Origin of the sequence: Streptomyces tuirus (assembly GCF_014701095.1) — a bacterium.
Taxonomy (GTDB): Bacteria; Actinomycetota; Actinomycetes; order Streptomycetales; family Streptomycetaceae; genus Streptomyces; species Streptomyces tuirus.
This window is the reverse complement of the sequence record NZ_AP023439.1, coordinates 4,895,153-4,914,142: the sequence shown is the minus strand read 5'-3', so window position 1 is coordinate 4,914,142 and position 18,990 is coordinate 4,895,153. Positions and strand designations below refer to the sequence as shown.

Annotated in this window: 16 protein-coding genes; 11 read left to right on the top strand and 5 right to left on the bottom strand. The window is 71.1% G+C overall.

All coding sequences use genetic code 11. The features are described 5' to 3' along the window. The first annotated feature begins 58 nt into the window (after nucleotides 1-58). On the top strand, nucleotides 59-649 hold the full coding sequence (locus IGS69_RS22725; protein ID WP_190902381.1) for a malonic semialdehyde reductase: 591 nt from the start codon (nucleotides 59-61) through the stop codon (nucleotides 647-649). A gap of 55 nt (nucleotides 650-704) precedes the next feature. Here the strand turns inward: IGS69_RS22725 and IGS69_RS22720 are convergent, their stop codons facing one another. Continuing rightward, nucleotides 705-1,229: a DUF4245 domain-containing protein gene (locus IGS69_RS22720; RefSeq protein ID WP_190902380.1), complete on the bottom strand. Its 525-nt coding sequence runs from the start codon at nucleotides 1,227-1,229 to the stop codon at nucleotides 705-707. 126 nt (nucleotides 1,230-1,355) lie between these two features. Between IGS69_RS22720 and glpX the strand changes: the two genes are divergently transcribed. Next, nucleotides 1,356-2,390 (top strand): class II fructose-bisphosphatase, encoded by a 1,035-nt coding sequence (gene glpX / locus IGS69_RS22715; protein ID WP_190902379.1) that lies wholly within the window; start codon nucleotides 1,356-1,358, stop codon nucleotides 2,388-2,390. A 78-nt stretch (nucleotides 2,391-2,468) separates the two neighbouring features. On the opposite strand, the gene IGS69_RS22710 is transcribed toward glpX, so the two are convergent. Then, nucleotides 2,469-2,846 (bottom strand): WhiB family transcriptional regulator, encoded by a 378-nt coding sequence (locus IGS69_RS22710; protein WP_190902378.1) that lies wholly within the window; start codon nucleotides 2,844-2,846, stop codon nucleotides 2,469-2,471. Nucleotides 2,847-2,960: 114 nt separating this feature from the next. Continuing rightward, nucleotides 2,961-3,680 (bottom strand): DUF1707 SHOCT-like domain-containing protein, encoded by a 720-nt coding sequence (locus IGS69_RS22705; protein ID WP_190902377.1) that lies wholly within the window; start codon nucleotides 3,678-3,680, stop codon nucleotides 2,961-2,963. A gap of 169 nt (nucleotides 3,681-3,849) precedes the next feature. Here IGS69_RS22705 and IGS69_RS22700 point away from each other — a divergent pair, with 169 nt between their 5' ends. The 4 genes from IGS69_RS22700 (at nucleotide 3,850) to IGS69_RS22685 (ending at nucleotide 10,354) form a co-directional block, all read left to right on the top strand. Continuing rightward, entirely contained in the window at nucleotides 3,850-5,532 is a 1,683-nt protein-coding gene (locus IGS69_RS22700) for a fumarate hydratase (RefSeq protein WP_269783179.1), read from the top strand. 184 nt (nucleotides 5,533-5,716) lie between these two features. Continuing rightward, nucleotides 5,717-7,120: a class II fumarate hydratase gene (locus tag IGS69_RS22695; protein ID WP_190902375.1), complete on the top strand. Its 1,404-nt coding sequence runs from the start codon at nucleotides 5,717-5,719 to the stop codon at nucleotides 7,118-7,120. An 83-nt stretch (nucleotides 7,121-7,203) separates the two neighbouring features. After that, nucleotides 7,204-7,896 carry a cytidylyl-2-hydroxypropylphosphonate hydrolase gene (gene fomD / locus IGS69_RS22690; protein ID WP_190902374.1) on the top strand — a complete coding sequence of 231 codons (693 nt, stop codon included), beginning with the start codon at nucleotides 7,204-7,206 and terminating at the stop codon, nucleotides 7,894-7,896. A 322-nt stretch (nucleotides 7,897-8,218) separates the two neighbouring features. Further along, a complete protein-coding gene (locus tag IGS69_RS22685; RefSeq protein ID WP_190902373.1) occupies nucleotides 8,219-10,354 on the top strand; it encodes a SpoIIE family protein phosphatase in 2,136 nt (711 codons plus the stop codon). Nucleotides 10,355-10,424: 70 nt separating this feature from the next. Here IGS69_RS22685 and IGS69_RS22680 read toward each other — a convergent pair whose 3' ends face one another. Then, entirely contained in the window at nucleotides 10,425-12,713 is a 2,289-nt protein-coding gene (locus IGS69_RS22680; RefSeq protein WP_190904603.1) for a transglycosylase domain-containing protein, read from the bottom strand. A gap of 261 nt (nucleotides 12,714-12,974) precedes the next feature. Between IGS69_RS22680 and IGS69_RS22675 the strand changes: the two genes are divergently transcribed. The 5 genes from IGS69_RS22675 to IGS69_RS22655 all read left to right on the top strand — a co-directional run bounded on the left by IGS69_RS22675 (nucleotide 12,975) and on the right by IGS69_RS22655 (nucleotide 17,905). After that, nucleotides 12,975-13,910, top strand: a complete 936-nt coding sequence (locus IGS69_RS22675) for an SPFH domain-containing protein (RefSeq protein WP_190902372.1) — start codon at nucleotides 12,975-12,977, stop codon at nucleotides 13,908-13,910. Continuing rightward, a complete protein-coding gene (locus IGS69_RS22670; protein ID WP_190902371.1) occupies nucleotides 13,907-14,230 on the top strand; it encodes a hypothetical protein in 324 nt (107 codons plus the stop codon). Before IGS69_RS22675 ends, IGS69_RS22670 begins: the two co-directional genes overlap by 4 nt. A 128-nt stretch (nucleotides 14,231-14,358) precedes the next feature. Further along, nucleotides 14,359-14,883, top strand: a complete 525-nt coding sequence (locus tag IGS69_RS22665; RefSeq protein WP_190902370.1) for a PadR family transcriptional regulator — start codon at nucleotides 14,359-14,361, stop codon at nucleotides 14,881-14,883. Beyond that, nucleotides 14,880-15,569 carry an ABC transporter ATP-binding protein gene (locus IGS69_RS22660; RefSeq protein ID WP_190902369.1) on the top strand — a complete coding sequence of 230 codons (690 nt, stop codon included), beginning with the start codon at nucleotides 14,880-14,882 and terminating at the stop codon, nucleotides 15,567-15,569. Before IGS69_RS22665 ends, IGS69_RS22660 begins: the two co-directional genes overlap by 4 nt. Continuing rightward, on the top strand, nucleotides 15,566-17,905 hold the full coding sequence (locus IGS69_RS22655) for an ABC transporter permease (protein WP_190902368.1): 2,340 nt from the start codon (nucleotides 15,566-15,568) through the stop codon (nucleotides 17,903-17,905). The genes IGS69_RS22660 and IGS69_RS22655 overlap by 4 nt, the downstream gene beginning before the upstream one ends. Before the next feature lie 28 nt (nucleotides 17,906-17,933). Here IGS69_RS22655 and IGS69_RS22650 read toward each other — a convergent pair whose 3' ends face one another. Further along, a complete protein-coding gene (locus IGS69_RS22650) occupies nucleotides 17,934-18,884 on the bottom strand; it encodes a LysR substrate-binding domain-containing protein (protein WP_190902367.1) in 951 nt (316 codons plus the stop codon). Nucleotides 18,885-18,990: the final 106 nt, after the last annotated feature.

Sequence of the window (18,990 nt, the reverse complement as noted above, 5' to 3'; positions counted from 1 at the left end):
CGTACGGTCGGAGACGTCAGCCGATCTTCCGGACCGACCGTCGCGAGAAAGTGCATTCATGTCCCTCGTTCTTGACCCCGCCGCCCAGGACCTGCTGTTCCGCGAGGCCCGCAGCGCCAACACCTTCACCGACGAACCGGTGACCGACGAGCAGGTGCGGGCGATCTACGACCTGGTCAAGTACGGCCCGACCGCCTTCAACCAGACCCCGCTGCGCATCACGCTGGTCCGCTCCCCCGAGGCCCGCGAGCGCCTGGTGGCGCACATGGCCGAGGGCAACCGGCCCAAGACGGCGAGCGCCCCGCTGGTGGCGATCCTCTCCGCGGACAACGAGTTCCACGAGGAGCTGCCGCAGCTGTTCCCGGCGGCCCCGCAGATCAAGGACATCTTCTTCGCCGAGCGCCCGGTCCGCGAGAACGCCGCCGCGCTGAACGCCGCCCTCCAGGCCGCGTACTTCATCGTCGGTGTCCGTGCCGCCGGTCTCGCCGCCGGGCCGATGACCGGCTTCGACTTCGAGGGCGTCCGCAAGGAGTTCCTGGACGACGACCACACCCCGCTGATGGTCGTCAACATCGGCCGCCCCGGCCCGGACGCCTGGTACCCGCGCTCCCCGCGCCTGGACTTCGACCAGGTCGTCACCACCGTCTGACCCACACGCATGACGAAGGCCCCCGGCAGTTGCCGGGGGCCTTCCTCGTACGCGCCTACTTCGTCCGGAGCGCCTCGGCCATCTTCGTCAGCTGCGCGAACGACGCGGTGCCCGTCACGACCGTCGTGGAGCCCTTGGTGCCCTCCAGGACCAGCGCGTCGTACCGGCCGCCCTCGTAGCGGGTCCAGGTGCCGTCGCCGATCTTCTCGGTCTTCCCGGTCTCCCGAGCGCCCTGCGTCGCCTCGTCGAGGAAGACGGGCCGCCGCTGAGTGGACTGCTCGACCGCCACGTACTCCCCCTCGGGATCGTGGAAGCCGAGGTGCCAGGCGTCGGACTTGTCGCCCTGGAAGCGGACGGAGGTGGCCTTCCACGCGTCGGACAGGCCCTCGGGCGCGGCCACGGGGTAGGAGGCCGCACGGCGCGCCGTGAGCAGCTCGACCCGGTAGTCGACCGCCTTCACGTCGGGCGCGCTGTCGTCGTGCGGGATGAAGAGGTACACGAAGCCCGCGACGAGGACAATGACTCCCATGGAGAGGACCATGTCCCGCGCTGTCTTCTGCTTGCCGTTCTTGCCTGCCACGCCCCCTATCGTCGCAGGTCCCTGCCGCGCTCATCCGTGGGGGCCCCTGCTCATTTTGCCGACTCGGAGATATATTCGGGCGACACACCCTCATCCGGCCGTCGTCGTACAGAAAGGTGCGCTCCGATGACCGAGCACCATCACTTGCCGTCCGAGCTCGATGTGCCCTCCGAGGCTCCCGACCGCAACCTCGCCCTGGAGCTCGTCCGGGTCACCGAGGCCGCGGCGATGGCCGCGGGCCGTTGGGTCGGCCGGGGTGACAAGAACGGCGCCGACGGCGCCGCGGTGCGCGCCATGCGCACCCTCGTCTCCACCGTGTCGATGAACGGCGTCGTCGTCATCGGCGAGGGCGAGAAGGACGAAGCCCCGATGCTGTTCAACGGGGAACGCGTGGGCGACGGCACCGGGCCCGAGTGCGACATCGCCGTCGACCCGATCGACGGCACCACGCTGACCGCGAAGGGCATGACCAACGCGATCGCGGTGCTGGCCGCCGCCGAGCGCGGGTCCATGTTCGACCCGTCCGCCGTGTTCTACATGGACAAGCTCGTCACCGGACCGGAGGCGGCCGACTTCGTCGACATCAACGCCCCGGTGTCGGTGAACATCCGCCGGGTCGCCAAGGCCAAGCGGTCCGCGCCCGAGGACGTGACGGTGGTGATCCTCGACCGGCCGCGGCACGAGGGCATCATCAAGGAGATCCGGGAGACGGGGGCGCGCATCAAACTGATCTCCGACGGCGACGTGGCCGGCTCGATCCTGGCGCTGCGCGAGGGCACGGGCGTCGACCTGCTGCTCGGCATCGGCGGTACGCCGGAGGGCATCATCTCGGCCTGTGCCGTGAAGTGCCTGGGCGGCACCATCCAGGGCAAGCTGTGGCCCAAGGACGACGAGGAGCGGCAGCGGGCGATCGACGCGGGGCACGACCTCGACCGCGTGCTCACCACCGAGGACCTCGTCACCGGGGAGAACGTGTTCTTCGTGGCCACGGGCATCACCGACGGTGAGCTGCTGCGCGGGGTCCGCTACCGTGCGGAGACCGCCACCACCGACTCGATCGTGATGCGGTCGCGGTCGGGCACGGTCCGCCGGATCTCCTCCGAGCACCGGCTGAGCAAGCTGCGGGCCTACAGCGCGATCGACTTCGACAAGGGCAAGTAGCCCCGGGGCGGAGCGGGCCGACACAACGAAAGGGCGCCCCCGGTGCGGTGGGGGCGCCCTTTTCGTCATGCTCGGCCGTCAGCCTGCCGCCGCTATCCGGTTCGCCGGGCGGGCGGTCTTCTTCAGCTCCATGTCGCGGCGGCGGCGCCGGGCCAGGACCACGCGGCGCTCGGCGGCGGTGAGGCCGCCCCAGACGCCGTACGGCTCGGGCTGGAGCAGGGCGTGTTCGCGGCACTCGACCATCACCGGGCAGCGGGCACAGACCCGTTTCGCCGCTTCCTCCCGGGACAGCCGCGCGGCGGTCGGCTCCTTGGAGGGGGCGAAGAACAGTCCGGCCTCGTCACGCCGGCACACCGCCTCGGTGTGCCACGGGGCGTCTTGGTCCCTGTCTCGCGCTGGCACCCGCGGGGCCGGAACGGCAGCTACCTGCACGGACGTATGCGGCGGTTGCAGCACGGTCTACTCCTGACGACGGCTTCGCGAGCGAGAGACGATGCAGCAAGGCCTACCCGCTGTACGCGCGCCTATGCACTGAGTTCCGAACCGCCGGATTCGGGGGATTCGCGACTGTCAATGCCCCAGGTGCTTGCGCAAAGTCCTGTCGACCGTGCGGTGCACCCGGTCCAGGATGTCCGCCACGACCTTGCCCCGCTTCGGCCGCGCCTCGACGCTGCCGAGGACGGCCCAGCCGTCGACGTAGACGATGGGGGCCTGCGGGTCGCCCGAGTCGAGGGTGGCCACCTCGAAGCTGCCGAGGACGCCGCCGCCCGTGCCGCGCAGCGACACGTTCTCCGGGACGCGGATGTCGACGCTGCCGAAGACCGCGAAGGACTTGACGACGACCTGCTGGTGGTCGAACAGGGCCTCGCTGAGGTCTATCTCGACACTGCCGAAGATCGCGTACGCGTGGATCCGGCGGCCCGCGCGCCAGCGGCCCTTGCGGACGGCACTGCTGAAGACCGCGACCACGTTGTCGTCAGGGTCGATGGGGAGGGCGCCGGCCGTGGGGCGCAGGGGGGCCGGGGCGTGGGCGGGGCCGGGGCCCTGGCGGTGGGCCGCGGGCAGATCCCGGATGAAGACCTCCAGCTCGCCGACGGTCTTGGCGCGCAGCACGCCCTCGACGCGCTCGGCGTGCTCCTCCGCGGTGAGGCGGCCCTCGGCCAGGGCGTCGTGCAGGATGTCGGCGATGCGGTCGCGCTCGGCGTCGGAGGCGCGCAGCGCCGCGTCGGAGGCGCGGAGCGCGGCGCCGGCGGGCTCCTGCTTGTGAAGGTCCTGCTTCGAGAGGTCCACGGCAGCAGCGTACCGAAACACGATAGATCGCGACACCCCTCGGCCGCGCCCCCTTGAACCGCACCGGGTGCGGCGAACTGAGCCTTACCTCACAAGCTCGCCCTCAGTGGCAGGTTCTACGCTGGTTGGCGCCCGCCAAAGGAGGCGGGCCGCGTCTGTCGAGTGAGGAATGGGCGAGATGCCTGAGTTCGCGTACACCGATCTGCTCCCCCAGGGAGAGGACACCACCCCGTACCGGCTGGTGACCTCCGAGGGTGTCTCCACGGTCGAGGGGCCGGACGGGCGGACCTTCCTCCAGGTGGAGCCGGAGGCGCTGCGCAAGCTCGCCGAGGAGGCCATCCACGACATCCAGCACTACCTGCGCCCGGCCCACCTCGCGCAGCTGCGCCGCATCATCGACGACCCCGAGGCGTCGGGCAACGACAAGTTCGTGGCGCTGGACCTGCTGAAGAACGCGAACATCGCGGCGGCGGGCGTGCTGCCGATGTGCCAGGACACGGGCACGGCGATCGTGATGGGCAAGCGCGGGCAGAACGTGCTGACGGCCGGCCGCGACGAGGAGGCGCTCAGCCGCGGCATCTACGACGCGTACAAGAACCTGAACCTGCGCTACTCGCAGATGGCCCCGCTCACCATGTGGGACGAGAAGAACACCGGCTCCAACCTCCCCGCCCAGATCGAGCTGTACGCGGCCGACGGCGGCGCCTACAAGTTCCTCTTCATGGCGAAGGGCGGCGGCTCGGCCAACAAGTCGTTCCTGTACCAGGAGACGAAGGCCGTGCTGAACGAGTCCTCCATGATGAAGTTCCTGGAGGAGAAGATCCGTTCGCTGGGCACGGCGGCCTGCCCGCCCTACCACCTGGCGATCGTGGTGGGCGGCACGTCCGCCGAGTACGCGCTGAAGACCGCCAAGTACGCCTCCGCGCACTACCTGGACGAGATCCCGGCCGAGGGTTCCGAGCTCGGGCACGGGTTCCGGGACAAGGAGCTGGAGGAGAAGGTCTTCGAGCTGACGCAGAAGATCGGCATCGGCGCGCAGTTCGGCGGCAAGTACTTCTGCCACGACGTGCGCGTGGTGCGCCTGCCGCGGCACGGCGCGTCCTGCCCGGTCGCGATCGCCGTGTCCTGCTCCGCCGACCGCCAGGCCGTCGCGAAGATCACCGCCGAGGGCGTCTTCCTGGAGCAGCTGGAGACCGACCCGGCGCGCTTCCTGCCCGACACCACGGACGAGCACCTCTCCGCGGGCGAGGACAACGTGGTGAAGATCGACCTCAACCAGCCGATGGACACGATCCTCGCCGAGCTGACCAAGTACCCGGTGAAGACCCGTCTGTCGCTGACCGGCCCGCTGGTCGTGGCCCGCGACATCGCGCACGCCAAGATCAAGGAGCGGCTGGACGCGGGTGAGGAGATGCCGCAGTACCTGAAGGACCACCCGGTGTACTACGCGGGTCCGGCCAAGACGCCCGAGGGCTACGCGTCGGGCTCCTTCGGCCCGACCACGGCCGGCCGGATGGACTCCTACGTGGAGCAGTTCCAGGCGGCGGGCGGCTCCAAGGTGATGCTGGCCAAGGGCAACCGCAGCAAGCAGGTCACGGCCGCGTGCGACGCCCACGGCGGCTTCTACCTCGGCTCGATCGGCGGCCCGGCCGCCCGCCTCGCCCAGGACTGCATCAAGAAGGTCGAGGTCGTCGAGTACGAGGAGCTCGGCATGGAGGCCGTGTGGAAGATCGAGGTGGAGGACTTCCCGGCCTTCATCGTGGTCGACGACAAGGGCAACGACTTCTTCCAAAACCCGGCGCCGGCGCCGACGTTCACCTCGATCCCGGTGAGGGGGCCCGGGCTGGCGTGACGCGGCGGGCGCGGCGGAGCGGCGGGAGGATTTCGCCCCCGCCGCCCCTGCTCGTTCCCCCCTCCCCCCTTCACGTCCATTCCGGTACGCGGGCCCGACTCGCCCGGCGGCGGGGGTGATGATTCGTCTCCACGGGGAACAGTGGTCGCGGCGCGGACGCTGTGACACGTGGAGGTGATCGTCGATGACCGACGAGCAGGACAGGACCGAGTACCGCACCGAGCACGACTCCATGGGCGAGGTGCGGGTGCCCGCGCACGCCAAGTGGCGGGCGCAGACCCAGCGGGCCGTGGAGAACTTCCCCGTCTCCGGGCAGCGCCTCGAGCGCGCGCACATCGAGGCGCTGGCCCGCATCAAGGGGGCCGCGGCCAAGGTCAACGCCGAGCTGGGGGTCCTGGACAAGGACATCGCCGGGGCGATCCAGGAGGCGGCCGGGGAGGTCGCCGAGGGGAAGTGGGACGCGCACTTCCCGGTCGACGTGTTCCAGACCGGGTCCGGCACCTCGTCCAACATGAACACCAACGAGGTCATCGCCACCCTCGCGAGCGAGCGCCTGGGCAGCGGCGTGCACCCGAACGACCACGTCAACGCCTCCCAGTCGTCCAACGACGTCTTCCCCTCCTCGATCCACATCGCCGCCACGGCCGCCGTGACGCGCGACCTCGTCCCGGCGCTGGAGCACCTCGCCGCCTCCCTGGAGCGCAAGGCCGAGGAGTTCGCCGACGTCGTGAAGTCCGGGCGGACGCACCTCATGGACGCCACGCCTGTGACGCTGGGCCAGGAGTTCGGCGGGTACGCGGCCCAGGTGCGGTACGGCATCGAGCGTCTCGAGGCCTCGCTCCCCCGGCTCGCCGAACTGCCCCTCGGCGGCACGGCCGTCGGCACCGGCATCAACACCCCGCCCGGCTTCTCGGCCGCCGTCATCGAGGAGGTCGCCCGCACGACCGGGCTGCCCCTCACCGAGGCACGGAACCACTTCGAGGCGCAGGGCGCCCGGGACGGCATCGTCGAGACCAGCGGGCAGCTGCGGACCATCGCGGTCGGACTGACGAAGATCGCCAACGATCTGCGCTGGATGTCCTCCGGGCCGCGCACGGGCCTGGCCGAGATCGCCCTGCCCGACCTCCAGCCCGGCTCGTCGATCATGCCGGGCAAGGTGAACCCGGTCATCCCGGAGGCCGTGCTGATGGTCGCCGCCCAGGTCGTCGGCAACGACGCCACCGTCGCCACGGCCGGCGCCGCCGGAAACTTCGAGCTCAACGTGATGCTGCCCGTCATCGCGAAGAATGTGCTGGAGTCGGTCCGGCTGCTCGCCAACGTGACACGGCTGCTCGCCGACCGGACCGTCGACGGCGTCACCGCGAACCGCGAGCGGGCGCGGGAGTACGCCGAGTCCTCCCCCTCCGTCGTCACCCCGCTCAACAAGTACATCGGCTACGAGGAGGCCGCGAAGGTCGCCAAGAAGGCCCTGGCCGAGCGGAAGACCATCCGTCAGGTCGTGCTGGAGGGCGGGTACGTGGAGCGCGGGGACCTGACCGCGGAGCAGCTCGACGAGGCGCTGGATGTCCTGCGGATGACACACCCGTGACGGAGGGTCGCGTTCGTGTGCCCGGCGCGTGAACCGTGACACGCGCCGCAGCGTCGTATGCCTACGGCACCTAATATCTGTTCATGGCAGACGGTGGAGCGATGAGACGCGTGGAAACGGGTGGTGCGGCGGGCTTCTGGGCGCCCGGGAGCCGGATCCTGTGGCGGTACCGGGAGAACGGCGGCACACATGTGCACATCGCGCGCCCCGTCACCGTCGTCCGGGACGACGCCGATCTGCTCGCCGTGTGGCTGGCGCCCGGCACCGAGTGTGTGAAGCCCGTGCTCGCCGACGGCACGCCCGTGCATCTGGAGCCGCTGGAGTCGCGCTACACCAGGCCGCGGACCGTGCAGCGCGACCGGTGGTTCGGCACGGGTGTGCTGAAGCTGGCCCGGCCCGGCGAGCCCTGGTCGGTGTGGCTGTTCTGGGAGCCGGGCTGGCAGTTCAAGAACTGGTACGTGAACCTGGAGGAGCCGCTGGCCCGTTGGGAGGGCGGCGTCGACTCCGTCGACCACTTCCTGGACATCTCCGTCCATCCCGACCGCAGTTGGCACTGGCGGGACGAGGACGAGTTCGCCCAGGCCCGGCGGGACGGGCTGATGGACGACCGGCTGGCCGAAAGGGTACGGGCCGCGGGGCGGGACGCGGTGCAGGTGATCCGTGCCTGGGGGCCGCCGTTCTCGGAAGGCTGGCAGCACTGGCGCCCGGATCCGTCCTGGGCGGTACCGTCACTCCCGGAGGACTGGGATCGCACGCCCGCGCATGTGTCCTCATGAGACCCTTGATGCGCCCCCGGGCAAGAAACGTAGGATCGTCCTCCGCAAGTGCGCGCGGCGGCAACTGCCCGACCACGCGCTGGGCTTGACCGATCGTCACCGAGGGGCGGCAGGACGTGAGCGAGGGGTACGAGGGCAACACCGGCAGGGCCTGCGCCACGGGCCCCAGGGGCCGTCAGACGGCCCCTGGGGGCCACAGACGGTCCGCCGGTGGCACAGGAACAACCTCTGACCACGCGGGAATTCCGTTCCTGGGGCACGTAATCCGGGTATCGGAGTTTCGGCGGGACCAACTGCGTGCGCGGCGCGCAGCCCCGGACGGATGGATTCGACACGCGTGACGGAGCAGCCGACCTTCGAACGCCCCCAGGCGGGCGTCGACCCCGTGGATCCCCGCGGGGCGTTCGTGCATACCCCGGTACCGGCGCGTGCGCCCGGCGCCTTACCGGTACAGGGCCGCCCCGGCGGCGATGTCACCGTCCCGGTCACGACGGCACACAGCACGCCGGGCACGTCGGAGCCGGGCACCTCCACGCCGTTCGGCAAGGGCAAGGACACCGTGAGCGACCCCGCCTTCGAGCACTCCCAGCCGGGTGCCGAGCAGACTGCCGAGCGCGACACGCCTCGGCCGCGCCCCGCCCCCGAGGGCATTCCGGTCCAGCCGGCCGACGAACAGGACCGGCCCGGGATGAACACCGACGGGCAGGAGCGTCGCAGCGGCCAGAGCCTGCCGCCCGGCCGGCCCACACCCATGCGGCGGGACGGCGACCGGCTCAGGTTCGTGGGGGCCGCCACCCGGCGGATCGCCCGCGGCATCGACCTCGACGAGATCGTGATGGGGCTGTGCCGGGCCACCGTGCCCACCTTCTCCGACGCGATTCTGGTCTATCTGCGCGACCCGCTGCCCGTCGGCGACGAGCGGCCGACCGGCCCGCTGCTGCTGCGGCTGCGCCGCACCGACCGGATACCGGCGGAGCGTGACACCGAGAACGGCTTCCAGCCGGCCGCCCAGCCCGAACCGAGCGAGCTGGACACGGTCGGCGCGGAGCTGTGCGAAGTGCGGCCCGGCAGCGCGCTCGCCGAGGTGCTGCGCGGGGTGCGCCCGGTGTTCACCGACGCCCCCGCGGCCCGCGCGGCACTGCCGGAACTGCTGGGTGACGGCGGCGAGTTCGCCGTGCCGGACGGGCAGCGCGCGATCCTCGCCCCGCTGCGCGGCCGGCGCCGGGTCATCGGTGCCGCCCTGTTCCTGCGCCGCCCCGAGCGCATCGCGTTCGAGCCGGACGATCTCCTGGTGGCCGCCCAGCTCGCCACGCACAGCGCCCTCGGCATCGACAAGGCCGTGCTGTACGGCCGCGAGGCCTACATCGCGGACGAGCTGCAGCGCACCATGCTGCCCGAGACGCTGCCCCGCCCGACGGGAGTGCGGCTGGCCTCCCGCTATCTGCCGGCCGCGGAGACGGCCCGGGTCGGCGGCGACTGGTACGACGCGATCCCGCTGCCCGGCAGCCGGGTCGCCCTGGTCGTCGGTGACGTGATGGGCCACTCCATGACGTCGGCCGCCATCATGGGCCAGCTGCGCACCACGGCCCAGACCCTCGCCGGCCTCGACCTGCCGCCGCAGGAGGTCCTGCACCACCTCGACGAACAGGCCCAGCGCCTCGGCGTGGACCGCATGGCGACCTGCCTCTACGCCGTGTACGACCCGGTATCGCACCGCATCACCATCGCCAACGCCGGTCATCCGCCGCCCGTCCTGCTCCATCTGGGCGGCCGTGCCGAGGTGCTGCGCGTGCCCGCCGGTGCCCCGATCGGGGTCGGCGGCGTGGACTTCGAGGCCGTGGAGCTGGACGCGCCCGCCGGTGCGACCCTGCTGCTCTACACCGACGGCCTCGTCGAGTCGCGGCTGCGCGATGTGTGGACCGGCATCGAGCAGCTGCGGGAGAAGCTGGCCGCGGTGGCGCAGCTCACCGGGCCGGACCATCCGCCGCCCCTGGAAGCCCTGTGCGACGAGGTGCTCGACATGCTCGGCCCGGGCGACCGGGACGACGACATCGCGCTGCTCGCCGCCCGGTTCGACGGGATCGCGCCCAGCGACGTGGCCTACTGGTTCCTGGAGCCGGAGGACGCCGCCCCGGGCCGTGCCCGCCGGCTGGCCCGGCGTGCCTTGCAGCGCTGGGGTCTGGAGGAGCTCAGCGACTCCGTCGAGCTGCTCGTCAGCGAGGTCGTCACCAACGCGGTGCGGTACGCCTCGCGGCCGGTGACGCTGCGTCTGCTGCGCACGGACGTGCTGCGCTGCGAGGTCGGCGACGACGTGCCGCAGCTGCCGCGGCTGCGCCAGGCCCGCGCCACCGACGAGGGCGGTCGCGGACTGTACCTGGTGAACCGGATGGCCCGGCGCTGGGGCGCGACGCGGCTCAGTACGGGCAAGGTGGTCTGGTTCGAGCTGAACCGCGGCTGACGAAACCCGTGACGACGACGCCGAGGGGCGCCCGGTGTGCACCGGGCGCCCCTCGGCGTCTCATGCCCGTCTACTCGTCGTCGCCCGGCTTGACCGGGTCGAACGGGTCGCCTCTGTCACCCGGCGGCGTCGTCTGCGGGGACGTCGGCGGGGTGATGGTGGGCGGTGCCGTCGACGGGGACGGCGGCGGGGACGAGGAGGGCTTCTCCGTCGTGGGCGGCGGGGACGACGACGGCTCCTCGGTCGTCGGCTCCTGCGACGGCTCCTCGGTCGGCGACTGCGAGGGCGTCGGCGTCCAGGTCGGCTCGACGGCCGCGCCCTGCTGGGTGTCCAGGTCGAACGCGTCGACGTCGCCCATCACACCGAAGGTGTACGCCGCCCAGATCTGCGCCGGGAACCCGCCGCCGTTGACGCGGGGCTCGCCGCCCGCCTTGTACATCGGGACCTGGGCGTGGGTCTTGGCGTCCTCGCCGAACAGGCCGACCGAGGTGACCAGGCCGGGTGTGTAGCCGGTGAACCAGGCCGACTTGTTGTTGTCGGACGTACCCGTCTTGCCCGCGACCTGCTGGCCCTTGCGGCCGGGGTTATTGGCCACCGAGGTCTGGGCGGTGCCGTCGTCGACCACGCCGGTCAGCACGGAGGTGACCGAGTCGGCGGCCTCGCGGCTGATGACCTGGTCGCCGACCGGGTCGGGCATGGTGACGTTCTGGTTCAGGTGCTCCGCCGACTTCACGAGGGCCGGGGTGACCTTCTTGCCGTGGTTGTCGAGGGTCGCGTAGACGCCGGCCATCTGCAGGGGGCTCGCGCCCATGCTGCCCAGGGTCTGCGCGGGCACGGCCGCCATGTTCTCGGTGTCCATGCCGAGCTTGCCGGCGACCTTGACCACCTCGGACATGCCGACGTCGACGCCCATCTGCGCGAAGACGGAGTTGACGGACTTGTTCATCGCCGTCTGGACGGAGATCGGCCCGTAGTTCCGGTCGTCCTCGTTCTCGGGGGCGAAGCCGACCTTGGTGCCGTCCTCCACGACCGGGCGCTTGCTGGTGCCGTCGTAGACCGTGCTGGCGGTGATCGGCTTGCCGCTCTGTGTCGTCGCCCGCGCCTCCAGGGCCGCGGCCAGGATGACCGGCTTGAAGGTGGAGGCGGGCTGGTAGTCGGCGCGGGTGGCGTTGTTCATGTAGTGCTTGAAGTAGTCCTCGCCGCCGTACATCGCGACCACCGCGCCGGTCTTCGGGTTCACGGACGCGGCACCGGCCTGGACGGCCGCGTCGACCTTGCGCTTGTCGGGGTCGAGCTTGCTGGTCAGCTGCCGCTTGACGGACTTCTCCAGCGCCGCCTGCTTCTTCTTGTCGATGTTGAGCGTCAGGGTCCAGCCGCCGGCGTTGACCATCGCCTCGGCCTCCTTGGCGCTGTCGGCGGTGCCGTCGGCGACGAGCTGCTTCTCCAGCGCCGAGTTGGCCGCGTTGACCAGGTAGCCCTTCTGGCCCTCCATGCCGGGGGCGGGCTTGGGCTCCTCGGGCACCGGGAACTTCATCCCGGCCCGCTCGGAGGCGCTCAGCCAGCCCTCTTCGACCATGTTGTCCAGGACGTAGTTCCAGCGCGCCTTCACCAGCTTCTTGCCGTCCTTCGAGGCGACGGCCCAGTCGTACTGGCTGGGGGCCTGGAGGAGCGCGGCGAGGTAGGCGCCCTGCGCGACGGTGAGCTTCTCGGCGTCCTTGCCGTAGTAGGCCTGGGCGGCGGCCTGGATGCCGTAGGCGTTGCGGCCGTAGTAGCTGGTGTTGATGTAGCCGGCGAGGATGTAGTCCTTGGACTTCTCCCGGTCCAGCTTCAGCGAGATGACCAGTTCCTTCAGCTTGCGCGAGACGGTCTGTTCCTGGGTCAGGTAGTAGTTCTTGACGTACTGCTGGGTGATCGTCGAACCGCCCTGTGCGCCCCGGCCGGAGACCGTGTTGAACAGACCCCGGGCGGTGCCCTTGAAGTCGACGCCGGCGTCCTTGAAGAAGGTCTTGTTCTCGGCGGCGACGAAGGTCATCCGCACGCCCTTGGGGACCCGGGACAGATCGACGTTCTCACGGTTGACCTTGCCGTCGCGGGCCATGATCGAGCCGTCGCTGTACTTGTAGATGTTGCTCTGCCGCTTGGCGTCGGCGTTCCCCTCGGGGATGCCGATCATCATGTACAGCACGATGAAGGCGCCCATGCCCAGCAGGCACAGGCCGAGGAAGGTGCCGAGGATCTTCTTCCAGGTGAAGAGCCTGCGTATGCCGCTCCTCCCGGCCGCGGCCGACGAACGGTGGCTCTTGGGTGCCGCCCGGCGCCCACCGCGCTGTCGGGCGCGTCTCTCTTCCGCTCGTCCCATGAGTCCGATCTGCTCCGCTTCGTTCATGTGTGCTCACATGTCACACAGGTTCGCCGCTCAGGTCAGCTCAGAAAGCTAACACCGGGAGATAAGAGATAGGGCTGCCGATCCGGTCCTTTGCGGACGTGACAATCAGCACCCATCCCAACGGAACCGACGTACGAGACACCCGGAGGGTTGCCATAACGCGGGAAAGTGATATCACTTAGCTAGACGGAAGCTATGCAGGAGTGGCTTCGACGGAAGAACGGGGGACCACCCATGTCCACACACGACACGCAGGTCACGGCCGACGTGCCCGAGATGCCGGCGCCACGGGTGCGGGAGTTCACCGCGCACAGCATCGGCGGCGGGCTCGCGCTGCTGCTCGGACTGCTCGGGCTGCTGGCCGGCGCCGGGCTGATCGCGGCCGCCACCTCGGTGGACGCGTCCGGCGCGAAGGCCGGGCTGATCGTCGGCGGCATCCTGGTCGCCCTCGCGGCGTTCCTCGCCATGTGCGGGCTGAACATGGTGGCGCCGGGCGAGGCCCGCGTCGTCCAGCTCTTCGGCCGCTACCGCGGCACGATCCGGCAGGACGGCCTGCGCTGGGTGAACCCCTTCACCTCCCGCACGAAGATCTCGACCCGCGTGCGCAACCACGAGACCGCCGTCCTCAAGGTCAACGACGCCTACGGCAACCCGATCGAGCTCGCCTCGGTCGTGGTGTGGCGCGTCGAGGACACCGCCCAGGCCACCTTCGAGGTCGACGACTACATCGAGTTCGTCTCCACCCAGACCGAGGCGGCCGTGCGGCACATCGCCATCGAGTACCCCTACGACGCCCACGAGGAGGACGGCCTGTCGCTGCGCGGCAACGCCGAGGAGATCACCGAGAAGCTCGCCGTCGAACTGCACGCGCGCGTGGAGGCGGCCGGGGTGCAGATCATCGAGTCCCGCTTCACCCACCTCGCCTACGCCCCCGAGATCGCCTCGGCGATGCTCCAGCGGCAGCAGGCCGGAGCGGTGGTCGCGGCGCGTCGGCAGATCGTGGACGGCGCGGTGGGCATGGTGGAGGCCGCGATCGCCCGGATCACCGAGCGGGACATCGTGGAGCTGGACTCCGAGCGGAAGGCGGCCATGGTCTCCAATCTGATGGTGGTGCTGTGCGGCGACCGGGCCGCGCAGCCGGTCCTCAACACCGGGTCCCTCTACCAGTGACGGTCCCCGGCGAAGGTCCGGGCCCGCAGCGCCGGCCGCAGCAGCAGCGCAAGCAGGTGCTGCTGCGGCTGGACCCGGCGGTGTACGAGGCGCTCGCGCGGTGGGCCGGGGACGAACTGCGGTCGGCCAACGCGCAGATCGAGTTCCTGCTGCGCAAGGCGCTGGCGGAGGCGGGGCGCCTGCCGCGGGACACGGGACCACTGCCCCGGCGCGGACGGCCTCCCGGGTCTGCCGGACCTGCCGGGCCTGCCGGATCCGCCGGGCCTCCCGGATCCGCCGGGCCCGCCGGAGGTTCCGCCCCGGGTCCGCCCCCGGCCTGACCGCACGGGCTCCACGGCTGTTGCGGAACCGTGACAACCGGCCCCGACCTGCACAGCCGTACCGCCCGCCAGCAACTGCACACCCGGCGTATACACATGGCATATACACCGCATGTACAGTCCTGGTCATGTCCATCGGTCACACTCTCCTGGGGCTCCTGGAGTCCGGCCCGCGCCACGGTTACGACCTGAAACGGGCCTTCGACGAGAAGTTCGGTCATGACCGGCCCCTCCACTACGGCCAGGTCTACTCGACGATGTCGCGGCTGCTGAAGCACGGGCTGGTCGAAGTCGACGGCATCGAGGCGGGCGGCGGTCCCGAGCGCAAGCGCTACGCGATCACCGAGGCCGGCATCACCGACGTCGCGCGCTGGCTCGCCACGCCCGAGAAGCCGGAGCCGTACCTCCAGTCGACCCTCTACACCAAGATCGTCCTCGCGCTGCTCACCCATCGCGACGCCGCTGACCTCCTCGACACCCAGCGCTCGGAGCATCTGCGCAGCATGCGGATCCTCACCGACCGCAAGCGCAAGGGCGATCTGGCCGACCAGCTCATCTGCGACCACGCGCTGTTCCACCTGGAGGCGGACCTGCGCTGGCTGGAGCTGACCGCGGCACGTCTGGACAAGCTCCGTGAGGCGGTGGCCCGGTGACGATTCCCGCTGGTTCGCTCCTCACCGCCCAGGATCTGCGCAAGGCGTACGGGCCGACGACCGCGCTCGACGGCGCCGAGTTCTCCATCCACCCCGGCGAGGTCGTCGCCGTGATGGGCCCGTCCGGCTCCGGCAAGTCGACGCTGCTGCACTGCCTCGCCGGGATCGTCATGCCGGACTCGGGCTCGATCACGTACAACGGGCGCGAGGTGACCGCGATGAGCGACGCCGAGCGCAGTGCGCTGCGGCGCTCGGAGTTCGGGTTCGTGTTCCAGTTCGGGCAGCTCGTACCGGAACTGACCTGTGTGGAGAACGTCGCGCTGCCGCTGCGGCTGAACGGGTCGTCCCGCAAGGAGGCCGAGCGGGCCGCGCTCGCGTGGATGGAACGGCTCGAGGTCGACGACCTCCGCAAGAAGCGGCCCGGCGAGGTGTCCGGCGGTCAGGGGCAGCGGGTCGCGGTCGCGCGGTCGCTGGTGACGAACCCGAGGGTCGTCTTCGCCGACGAGCCGACCGGGGCGCTCGACTCCTTCAACGGCGAGCGGGTGATGGAGCTGCTGACGGACGCCGCCCGGTCCGCCAACGCGGCCGTGGTGCTCGTCACGCACGAGGCGCGGGTGGCCGCCTACTCCGACCGCGAGATCGTCGTCCGGGACGGCAAGTCCCGTGACATGGAGCGCGTCGTATGAGCATCGGGCAGTGGAGCCGGGACCTCGCCATGGGGGCCCGGTTCGCCCTCGCCGGCGGGCGCGAGGGGTGGACGCGGTCGCTGCTCACGGCCGTCGGTGTGGGGCTCGGGGTGGCGCTGCTGCTGCTCACCACCGCCATCCCCAGCGCGCTGGCGGAACGGGACCGGCGCGAGGAGGCGCGCAGCGACCACACGTTCAGCCAGCAGAAGATTCCGAAGGCCGACGACACGCTGGTGGTCGTGGACGCGGACACCACGTTCCGGGACCAGGACGTGCGCGGCCGGCTGCTGGAGCCGGAGGGGCCGCGGGCTCCGCTGCCGCCGGGGGTCGCGGAGTTCCCGGCCGCGGGCGAGATGGCCGTCTCCCCCGCGCTGAAGGAGCTGCTCGCCTCCGACGACGGCAAGCTGCTGCGGGAGCGGCTGGACTACCGCATCTCCGGCACCATCGGCGAGCAGGGGCTGGTCGGCTCGCAGGAACTCGCCTACTTCGCGGGCGGCGAGGGGCTGGCGAAGCTGCTGGAGGGCCCGGCGAGCGGCGCCCGGATCGACAGCTTCGGCAACGACGACCTGGGGTCGTCCGACCCCTGGGACCCGGTGTTGCTCCTGCTGGTCCTGGTCGTCTTCGTGGTGCTGCTGATGCCGGTCGCCGTGTTCATCGCAGCGGCCGTGCGGTTCGGCGGCGAGCGCCGTGACCGCAGGCTGGCGGCCCTGCGGCTGGTCGGCTCCGACAGCAGGATGACCCGGCGGATCGCCGCCGGCGAGGCGCTCGCCGGCTCGGTGCTGGGGCTCGTCCTCGGCACCGGGTTCTTCCTGCTCGGACGCGAACTGGCGGCCTCCGCCGAGGTGTTCCACGTCAGTGTGTTCCCGAGCTATCTGAACCCCTCTCCGGTGCTGGCCGTCCTGGTCGCGGTGGCGGTGCCGGCGGCGGCGGTCCTGGTGACGATCCTCGCCCTGCGCGGGGTGGTCATCGAGCCGCTCGGCGTGGTGCGCACGGCCAGGCCCTCGCGGCGCCGGCTGTGGTGGCGGCTGCTGCTGCCGCTGGGCGGCATCGCGCTGCTCTACCCGATGATCGGGCAGGGCGACGACGGCGGGAACTTCAACCAGTACCTCGTCATCGGCGGCGTGATGCTGCTGCTGGTCGGCGTCACGGCACTGCTCCCCTGGGTGGTGGAGACGGTCGTGGCCCGGCTCGGCTCGGGCGGGGTCGCCTGGCAACTGGCTGTCCGGCGCCTGCAGTTGAGCAGTGGCTCGGCGGCCCGGATGGTCAACGGCATCGCGGTGGCGGTGGCCGGGGCGATCGCCCTGCAGATGCTGTTCGCCGGGGTGGAGGGCAACTACACCAGCGCGTCGCGGTACGACGTCTCCCGGGCCCAGATGAGCGTGGACGTGCCGGACGGCGCCGACGCCTCGGCCATCACCGGGAAGTACCGCGGCACCGAGGGCGTGCGCAGGATCATCGCCCTGTCCGACGTCTATCTGCGCGACCGGCGCGGCGAGGACTCCTACGCCCAGATCACCGTGGCCGACTGCGCGTCGCTGCGCGAGGTGGCCACGCTCCCCTCCTGCCGCGACGGGGACGTCTTCGCGGCGAAGGGCTCGCAGTACGAGAGCGGGAGCGACCACCTGGCCGAGCCCGGCACGGTCCTGTGGACCGAACCGGATGACGACGCCGCCCGCTCGGGCGACCGCCCTGTCTCCTGGACCGTGCCGCACAACATCCGCCCGGCCCAGTCCCGCGAGGACCCCACCGGATACGAGCGCGGCGGCATCCTGGTCACGCCCGGGGCGCTGCCCGAGAAGCTGGCGGCGGTCACGTCCGCGCGGCTCTTCCTGAGCCTGGACCTCTCGGTGCCGGACGCCTACGACCATGTGCGTAACACGGCCGCGCGGCTCGACCGGGCGGTCCAGCCCATGACCTGGCACAGCGTCGAGAGCAACGACCGCTACGCCGCCATCCGCACGGGCCTGTCCGTCGGCTCCGCCTGCGTGCTGGCGCTGATCGGGGCGAGCCTGCTCGTCTCACAGCTGGAGCAGCTGCGCGAACGCCGCAAGCTGCTGTCGTCCCTGGTCGCCTTCGGCACCAGGCGCCGCACCCTCAGCCTGTCGGTGCTGTGGCAGACGGCGATCCCCATCGGTCTGGGCCTGCTGCTCGCCGCGACGGTGGGCATCGCCCTGGGCGCGGTCCTGCTGCGGATGACCAACACCTCGGTCCGGGTGGACTGGCCGAGCGTGCTGTCGATGACGGGCGTCGGCGCCGGTGTCGTCCTCGTGGTGACCCTGCTGAGTCTGCCTCCGCTGCTGAGGCTGATGCGGCCGGACGGGCTGCGCACCGAGTAGCGGCGGTACGCACCGCCCGTACGGGTCGTCAGGTGTCCTGCTCCAGGACCCGTACGGGCAGCGGGCGCAGCGCCTGTCGCAGGGCGGCCGCCAGTTCCTCGTACTCCGCGCCGCGCGCGGCCCCCACCCGCATCGCCAGTGCGATCCGGCGCGTGGGGGCCGGGTCGGCGAAGCAGCCGGTGAGGAGCTGGTTGCTGCGGGAGGTCTCGACCTTCAGGGCGGTGCGCGGCAGCAGGGTGACGCCGAGCCCGCCCGCGACGAGCTGCACCAGCGTGGACAGGCCCGCGGCGGTCGTGGTGACCGGCACGTCGTCGCGGCCGGCCTCGCGGCAGATGTCGAGGGCCTGGTCGCGCAGGCAGTGCCCCTCGTCCAGCAGCAGCAGGTTCAGCTCGCGCAGCGCCCGGCGCGGAATGCCCTCCCGCCCGCCGAGCCCGTGGTCGAGCGGCGTGACCAGCACGAAGTCCTCGTCGAACAGAGGCAGTTCGCTGACACCCGGGACGCCCAGGGGTACGGCGAGCAGCAGGAGGTCGAGCCGGCCGCCGGCGAGGCCGTCGAGCAGGCTGGCCGTCTGCTCCTCGTGCACCTGGAGGTCGAGGTGCGGATACCGCTCGTGGACGAGCCGCAGGACCGTCGGCAGCAGATAGGGCGCGACCGTCGGGATCACGCCGAGCCGCAGCGCCCCGGTGAAGGGCGCCCGGACCGCCTCGGCCTCGTCCATGAGCGTCTCCACCTCCCCCAGAACCGCCTTGGCCCGTACGGCGATCCGCTCGCCCTCCGGGGAGAGCAGGACCTTGCGCGTCGTACGCTCGAGGAGCGTCACTCCGAGTGTCTCCTCCAGGGCCGACACCGCGCCCGAGAGGGCGGGCTGGCTCATGCCGATCGCGGCTGCCGCTTCCCGGAAATGGAGGTGTTCGGCCACCGCGGCGAACGCCCGGAGCTGGGCCAGGCTGGGCTGCCTGCGCTTATTACCGACAGTCACTGATAACTACCTCCGATCAACTCGACCGAGTGTAGCTATTTCCGTAATCAATCGAGCCTGTGCCAACATCAACCCAGTCCAACCCATGGGAAACCCCCGCGATCCG

Excerpts from the sequence above, each read along its gene's own strand:
- IGS69_RS22665 (WP_190902370.1), top strand. The coding sequence starts at position 14,359 with ATGTCCATCGGTCACACTCTCCTGGGGCTCCTGGAGTCCGGCCCGCGC.
- IGS69_RS22700 (WP_269783179.1), top strand. The coding sequence starts at position 3,850 with ATGGGCGAGATGCCTGAGTTCGCGTACACCGATCTGCTCCCCCAGGGA.
- IGS69_RS22680 (WP_190904603.1), bottom strand. The coding sequence starts at position 12,713 with ATGGGACGAGCGGAAGAGAGACGCGCCCGACAGCGCGGTGGGCGCCGG.
- IGS69_RS22655 (WP_190902368.1), top strand. The coding sequence starts at position 15,566 with ATGAGCATCGGGCAGTGGAGCCGGGACCTCGCCATGGGGGCCCGGTTC.
- IGS69_RS22685 (WP_190902373.1), top strand. The coding sequence starts at position 8,219 with ATGGATTCGACACGCGTGACGGAGCAGCCGACCTTCGAACGCCCCCAG.
- glpX (WP_190902379.1), top strand. The coding sequence starts at position 1,356 with ATGACCGAGCACCATCACTTGCCGTCCGAGCTCGATGTGCCCTCCGAG.
- IGS69_RS22695 (WP_190902375.1), top strand. The coding sequence starts at position 5,717 with ATGACCGACGAGCAGGACAGGACCGAGTACCGCACCGAGCACGACTCC.
- IGS69_RS22725 (WP_190902381.1), top strand. The coding sequence starts at position 59 with ATGTCCCTCGTTCTTGACCCCGCCGCCCAGGACCTGCTGTTCCGCGAG.
- fomD (WP_190902374.1), top strand. The coding sequence starts at position 7,204 with ATGGCAGACGGTGGAGCGATGAGACGCGTGGAAACGGGTGGTGCGGCG.
- IGS69_RS22675 (WP_190902372.1), top strand. The coding sequence starts at position 12,975 with ATGTCCACACACGACACGCAGGTCACGGCCGACGTGCCCGAGATGCCG.